The following is a 6825-nucleotide window of genomic DNA, read 5'->3' on the forward strand; positions in this document are numbered from 1 at the left end:
GGGGGTGTTGTCTACCCCCTCGAGTGGGGGGGCGGGTGTGGTGGGGGGGGGGGGGGGGGGGGCGCCCCCCCCCCCCCCCCGCGTCCGCGTGAGAGAGGTCGCAGAGTGGGGCACAGCCGCAGTCCGCAGCAGATCCCGGTCGTCGTACTCGCCGGCTTCCTGGGCTCCGGAAAGACCACACTCCTCAACCACCTCCTCCACCGCAGCGGAGGCAGCCGCATCGGGGTGATCGTCAACGACTTCGGCGCCATCGAGATCGACGCGATGGCCGTGGCCGGGGCGCTCGGCGACTCGACGGTCTCGCTGGGCAACGGATGCCTGTGCTGCGCCGTCGACGCGAGCGAACTCGATGTGTATCTGGAGCGGCTGGCCGCGCCCGCCGCCGGCATCGACGTCATCGTCATCGAGGCCAGCGGCCTGGCCGAACCCCAGGAGCTCGTACGGATGGTGCTCGCCAGCGAGCATCCCGGGATCGTGTACGGCGGACTCGTCGAGGTCGTCGACGCGGCCGAGTTCGACGCCACTCGCGAGCGGCACCCCGAGACCGACCGGCACCTCGCCCTCGCCGACCTCGTCGTCGTCAACAAGCTCGACCGGGCGGCCGATGCCGAGCGCGTTCTCGGCCTCGTCGGCTCGCTCACCGACCGCGCCGCCGTCGTCCCCGCCACCTACGGGCGCATTGACCCCGAGTTCCTCTTCGACTGCCGGCCCGGCGAGGAGCGCGTCGGGCAGCTGTCCTTCGACGACCTGCACGACCACGACGGCGGTGACGAGCACGGCGACCACCTGCACACCGGATACGACAGCCTGTCCTTCGTCTCCGACGTCCCCCTCGACCCCCGCCGGCTGATGGGGTTCCTCGACAGCAGGCCCGAGGGGCTCTACCGCATCAAGGGGTACGTCGACTTCGGGCCCCACGACGCCCGGAACCGCTATGGCGTCCACGCCGTCGGCCGGTTCCTGCGCTTCCATCCGCAACCCTGGGCGGCCGCCGAGGCACGCCTCACCCAGCTCGTCCTGATCGGCTACGGCATCGACGCGCCCACGCTCGCCAAGGAGCTGGAGGCGTGCAGGACCGACGCCCCACACGCCGACGAGCACGGCATGTGGGGCGTCCTGAGGTACGTACGGAACCCCGATGAACCGGATCCCGAGGACCCCTCGGCCCAGGCCTTGTCGGACAGGACCTAGAACACCGGTCCCGCCACCACGGACACGGTCTTCGGCAGTGAGGTGCCCGAGCCGTCCCGGCGCGGGTCGATCTCCGGGAGCTCGGCCGCGGTGCCGTTCTTCTGCGCCGCCCGTGCCGGGACCGGGCCCGCCCAGGCCAGCGCCAGGCAGTCCTCGCCCTTCAGGAACCGCTGGCAGCGCACCCCACCGGTGGCACGGCCCTTGCGCGGGTACTGGTCGAACGGGGTGAGCTTGGCGGTCGTCTGGACCGAGTCGTCGAGCGTGCCGCGCGAGCCCGCCACCGTGAAGACCACCGCGTCCGCGGCCGGATCGACTGCGGTGAAGGAGATGACCTTGGCGCCCGCGGCGAGCTTGACGCCCGCCATGCCGCCGGCCGGCCGGCCCTGGGGGCGCACCTGGGACGCCTGGTAACGCAGCAGCTGCGCGTCGTCCGTGATGAACACCAGGTCCTCCTCGCCGGTGCGCAGCTCCACCGCGCCGACGATCCGGTCGCCCTCCTTGAGCGTGATGACCTCCAGCTCGTCCTTGTTGGACGGGTAGTCGGGCACCACACGCTTGACGACACCCTGTTCCGTGCCCAGGGCGAGGCCCGGGGACGACTCGTCGAGCGTGGTCAGGCAGACCACCGTCTCGTCGTCCTCCAGGGAGACGAACTCCGAGACCGGCGCGCCTCCGGAGAGGTTCGGCGCCGCCGCCGTCTCGGGCAGCTGGGGCAGGTCCACCACGTTCACCCGCAGCAGACGGCCCGTCGACGTGACCACGCCCACCTCGCCGCGCGCCGTCGCCGGCACCGCCGAGACGATCACGTCGTGCTTGGCGCGCTTGCCGTCCGCGTCCCGCGCGAAGGGTTCGCCGCTCGCGGTACGGGCCAGCAGACCCGTCGACGACATGAGCACCCGGCACGGGTCGTCCGCCACCTGCAGCGGCACGGCCGTCGCCGGGGTGCCCGACGACTCCAGCAGGACCGTGCGCCGCTCGGTCCCGAACTTCTTCGCCACCGCGGCCAGTTCGGCGGAGACCAGCTTGCGCAGCTCGGCGTCCGACTCCAGGATCCGGGTCAGCTCGGCGATCTCCGCGGTGAGCCGGTCCTTCTCCGCCTCCAGCTCGATGCGGTCGTACTTGGTGAGGCGGCGCAGCGGCGTGTCGAGGATGTACTGCGTCTGGATGTCCGACAGTGAGAAGCGCTCCATCAGGCGCTCCTTCGCCTGCGCGGAGTTCTCGCTGGAACGGATCAGCCGGATGACCTCGTCGATGTCGACGAGGGCGGTGAGCAGGCCCTCCACCAGGTGCAGCCGGTCGCGGCGCTTGCCGCGGCGGAACTCCGAGCGGCGGCGTACCACGTTGAAGCGGTGGTCGAGATAGACCTCCAGGAGTTCCTTGAGGCCCAGCGTGAGCGGCTGGCCGTCGACCAGGGCCACGTTGTTGATGCCGAAGGACTCCTCCATCGGCGTCAGCTTGTAGAGCTGCTCCAGGACCGCCTCGGGCACGAAGCCGTTCTTGACCTCGATGACCAGACGCAGGCCGTGCGCGCGGTCCGTGAGGTCCTTGACGTCCGCGATGCCCTGGAGCTTCTTCGCGTTGACCAGGTCCTTGATCTTGGTGATGACCTTCTCGGGACCGACCGTGAAGGGCAGCTCGGTGACGACGAGGCCCATGCGGCGCGCCGTCACGTTCTCCACGGAGACCGTGGCACGGATCTTGAAGGTGCCGCGGCCCGTCTCGTACGCGTCCCGGACCCCGGAGAGACCGACGATCCGGCCGCCGGTGGGCAGGTCGGGGCCCGGGACGTACTTCATCAGCGTGTCCAGGTCCGCGTTCGGGTGGCGGATCAGGTGGCGCGCGGCCGCGACGACCTCGGCGAGGTTGTGCGGAGGCATGTTCGTGGCCATGCCGACCGCGATGCCCGACGTACCGTTCACCAGCAGGTTCGGGAAGGCGGCCGGCAGTGCGACCGGCTCCCGCTCCTGGCCGTCGTAGTTCGGCGCGAAGTCGACCGTGTCCTCGTCGATCGACTCGGTCATCAGGCTCGTGGCCTCGGCCATCCGGCACTCGGTGTACCGCATGGCGGCCGGCGGGTCGTCGTTGCCCAGCGAGCCGAAGTTGCCGTGACCGTCGACGAGCGGGACGCGCATCGAGAACGGCTGGGCCATACGCACCAGGGCGTCGTAGATCGACGCGTCTCCGTGCGGGTGGAGCTTGCCCATCACGTCACCGACGACACGCGCGCACTTCACGTAGCCGCGGTCGGGGCGCAGGCCCATCTCGTTCATCTGGTACACGATGCGGCGGTGCACCGGCTTGAGCCCGTCACGGGCGTCGGGCAGGGCGCGGGAGTAGATGACCGAATACGCGTATTCGAGGTAGGAGCCCTGCATCTCGTCCACGACGTCGATGTCGAGGATCTTCTCCTCGAACGAGTCGTCGGGCGGCGGGGTCTTCGTGCTGCGGCGGGCCATCGCTGCCGGCTCCTCTTTTCTGGTCGCTCGCCTACGGGTCGCGCCCCTTCGGCTCGCTCTTGCTGAAGCGTGAACGGGATCTGACGCGGACCATTGTGGACCGCGGTACTGACAAGCCGGGCAAGGACCCGGTACCGACGGTCCGTCCCGCTGCCCCGAGGTGCCGGAGCGGCCGCTGCGGGGCACGACTCCCGCAGGCTACGCGATCCGCTGTGGGCGTACGTGCGGCGGGAACTTCACCGAGGCTCCAGCACCTTGCATACAGTGGCAGGACCGGCAGGAACACCGCGGTTTCACGACCGCCTCCGCGATCGAAGGGACGTACATGCCCATGGGTCACACGACCAAAGCCGAGGCAGGCTCCGGGGGCCTGACAGCGACCGAGCACCGCCTGGCCAACGGTCTGCGCGTGGTGCTCTCCGAGGACCACCTGACCCCGGTCGCGGCGGTGTGCCTCTGGTACGACGTCGGCTCCCGCCACGAAGTCAAGGGACGTACCGGCCTGGCTCACCTTTTCGAGCACCTGATGTTCCAGGGCTCCGCCCAGGTGAAGGGCAACGGCCACTTCGAGCTCGTGCAGGGCGCCGGGGGCTCGCTCAACGGCACCACCAGCTTCGAGCGCACCAACTACTTCGAGACCATGCCCGCCCACCAGCTCGAGCTCGCCCTCTGGCTGGAGGCCGACCGCATGGGCTCGCTGTTGGCCGCCCTGGACGACGAGTCCATGGAGAACCAGCGGGACGTCGTCAAGAACGAGCGCCGCCAGCGCTACGACAACGTTCCCTACGGCACCGCCTTCGAGAAGCTGACCGCCCTCGCCTACCCGCAGGGCCACCCCTACCACCACACGCCGATCGGCTCGATGGCAGACCTGGACGCGGCCACGCTGGAGGACGCGCGCCAGTTCTTCCGGACGTACTACGCGCCGAACAACGCGGTGCTTTCCGTGGTCGGCGACATCGACCCGGAGCAGACCCTCGCCTGGATCGAGAAGTACTTCGGTTCGATCCCCGGCCACGACGGCAAGCCCGAGCCCCGCGACGGCTCGCTGCCCGAGGTCATCGGCGAGCAGTTGCGCGAGGTCGTCGTGGAGGAGGTCCCGGCGCGGGCGCTGATGGCGGCCTACCGGCTTCCCCAGGACGGCACGCGCGCGGCCGACGCGGCCGACCTGGCGCTCACCGTCCTGGGCGGCGGCGAGTCCTCCCGCCTCTACAACCGGCTCGTACGCCGGGACCGCACGGCCGTGGCGGCTGGCTTCGGCCTGTTGCGCCTGGCCGGGGCGCCCTCGCTCGGCTGGCTGGACGTGAAGACCTCCGGAGACGTCGAGGTGCCGGTCATCGAGGCCGCCATCGACGAGGAGCTCGCCCGCTTCGCGCAGGACGGCCCCACGCCCGAGGAGATGGAGCGCGCCCAGGCCCAGTTGGAGCGCGAGTGGCTGGACCGGCTCGGCACGGTCGCGGGCCGCGCCGACGAGCTGTGCCGGTACGCGGTGCTGTTCGGCGACCCGCAGCTCGCCCTGACCGCCGTGGACCGCGTCCTCGCGGTGACGGCGGAGGAGGTCCAGGAGGTGGCCAAGGCCCGCCTGCGGCCCGACAACCGGGCGGTACTCGTCTACGAGCCGCTGTCCCCCGAGTCCGCGGAGCACACCCAGGACGAGGACTTCCCCGAGGACCCGGAGTCGGAAGCCACCGTGGAAGCCGGCGACAACAACGAGGAGGCGGCCAAGTGAGCGAGCTCGCCGCGATGGAGTTCCACCCCCAGCCCCGTGCGGGCGAGGCGAAGCCCTGGGCCTTCCCGGCCCCCGAGCGCGGCACGCTGGAGAACGGCCTGACCGTTCTGCGCTGCCACCGCCCCGGCCAGCAGGTCATCGCCGTCGAGGTGCTCCTGGACGCCCCGCTGGACGCCGAGCCGGCCGGTTTCGACGGTGTCGCCACGATCATGGCGCGGGCCTTCTCCGAGGGCACCGACAGGCACTCCGCCGAGGAGTTCGCCGCCGAGCTGGAACGCTGCGGCGCGACCCTCGACGCGCACGCCGACCACCCGGGCGTCCGCCTGAGCCTGGAGGTCCCGGCCTCCCGTCTCGGCAAGGCGCTCGGCCTGCTCGCCGACGCCCTCAGGACGCCCGCCTTCGCCGACAGCGAGGTCGAGCGGCTGGTCCGCAACCGCCTCGACGAGATCCCGCACGAGCTGGCGAGCCCCGCCCGCCGCGCGGCCAAGGAGCTCTCCAAGGAGCTGTTCCCGGCGACCTCGCGCATGTCGCGTCCGCGCCAGGGCACCGAGGAGACGGTCGAGAAGATCGACGCGGCAGCCGTACGCGCCTTCTACGAGCGGCACGTCCGGCCCGCCACGGCCACCGCCGTGGTCGTCGGCGACCTCACGGGCATCGACCTGGACGAACTGCTCGGCGACACGCTGGGCGGCTGGACGGGCTCCTCGGCGCAGCCGCGGCCGGTGCCGCCGGTCAGCGCCGACGACACCGGCCGGATCGTGATCGTGGACCGCCCCGGAGCCGTCCAGACGCAGCTGCTCATCGGCCGTGTCGGCTCGGACCGGCACGACCGCGTGTGGGCCGCCCAGGTGCTCGGCACGTACTGCCTCGGTGGCACCCTCACGTCCCGTCTGGACCGCGTCCTGCGCGAGGAGAAGGGCTACACCTACGGTGTGCGCTCGTTCGGGCAGGTCCTCAGGTCCGCCCCGGACGGCACAGGAGCCTCGATGCTCGCCATCAGCGGCTCCGTGGACACCCCGAACACGGGGCCCGCCCTGCAGGACCTGTGGGCGGTGCTGCGCAAGCTCGCCGAGGAGGGCCTTACCGACAGCGAGCGCGACGTCGCCGTGCAGAACCTCGTCGGGGTCGCTCCGCTGAAGTACGAGACCGCGGCGGCCGTGGCGGGCACGCTGGCCGACCAGGTCGAGCAGTACCTGCCCGACGACTACCAGGCGACGCTGTACCAGCAGCTCGCCGCCACCGGGACCGTGGAGGCCACCGCGGCGGTGGTGAACGCCTTCCCGGTGGACCGTCTGGTGACGGTCCTCGTGGGCGACGCCGCCCAGATCAAGGAGCCCGTCGAGGCCCTCGGCATCGGTGAAGTCACCGTGGTGTCGGCGAGAGGGAAGGAAAGGACCAGCCTCTACATGGCGTTCACGCGCGCCACCGGGAAGCACCGCCGTCCCAGCC

General features: G+C 71.2%; 4 protein-coding genes. 3 read left to right on the plus strand and 1 reads right to left on the minus strand.

Annotated elements, in window-relative coordinates; all coding sequences use genetic code 11:
• Positions 1-105: 105 nt before the first annotated feature.
• Positions 106-1191, plus strand: coding sequence for a CobW family GTP-binding protein (locus tag ACFW2E_RS23585; protein ID WP_384469057.1), 1086 nt, complete (start codon positions 106-108; stop codon positions 1189-1191).
• Here the strand turns inward: ACFW2E_RS23585 and ACFW2E_RS23590 are convergent.
• Positions 1188-3647 carry a DNA topoisomerase (ATP-hydrolyzing) subunit A gene (locus ACFW2E_RS23590; RefSeq protein ID WP_384469058.1) on the minus strand — a complete coding sequence of 820 codons (2460 nt, stop codon included), beginning with the start codon at positions 3645-3647 and terminating at the stop codon, positions 1188-1190. The genes ACFW2E_RS23585 and ACFW2E_RS23590 overlap by 4 nt on opposite strands.
• A 325-nt stretch (positions 3648-3972) precedes the next feature.
• Here ACFW2E_RS23590 and ACFW2E_RS23595 point away from each other — a divergent pair, with 325 nt between their 5' ends.
• Positions 3973-5376, plus strand: a complete 1404-nt coding sequence (locus tag ACFW2E_RS23595) for a M16 family metallopeptidase (RefSeq protein WP_384469059.1) — start codon at positions 3973-3975, stop codon at positions 5374-5376.
• The coding region (locus ACFW2E_RS23600) for a M16 family metallopeptidase (RefSeq protein WP_384469060.1) at positions 5373-6825 on the plus strand (1453 nt) is incomplete at its 3' end. The genes ACFW2E_RS23595 and ACFW2E_RS23600, both read left to right, overlap by 4 nt.

Origin of the sequence: Streptomyces sp. NPDC058964 (assembly GCF_042741275.1) — a bacterium.
Taxonomy (GTDB): Bacteria; Actinomycetota; Actinomycetes; order Streptomycetales; family Streptomycetaceae; genus Streptomyces.